Annotated in this window: 1 protein-coding gene; it reads right to left on the minus strand. The window is 40.6% G+C overall.

Features of this window, described 5'->3' with window-relative positions:
* Positions 1-144: ArsR/SmtB family transcription factor (locus CXK91_RS22525; protein WP_258035670.1), on the minus strand; the 144-nt coding region annotated here is incomplete at its 3' end.
* Positions 145-251: the final 107 nt, after the last annotated feature.

Below are 251 nucleotides of genomic sequence, written 5' to 3' on the forward strand. Positions count from 1 at the left end.
AGTTTTTAAGAGTTGGTTATAGAATTCAGAATCATCGGTTTTCAATGTATAAAAAACCCACTTTCCTTCACGACTTGCCGAGACTATACCTGCTTTTAAAAGAATTTTTAAGTGACGAGAAACATTGGGGTATCCGGAAAATATGGTTGATTATCGCTCTAGCCCGTACTTCTCATAGGCACCCAATAAAACTGGCTGGGTAACCATGAGAATTCCGGGCTAGAAGCCTCAACTCATTCGCGTATCGAGCA

The sequence above is a fragment of the Stutzerimonas stutzeri genome (genome assembly GCF_002909485.1).
Taxonomy (GTDB): Bacteria; Pseudomonadota; Gammaproteobacteria; order Pseudomonadales; family Pseudomonadaceae; genus Stutzerimonas; species Stutzerimonas stutzeri_AH.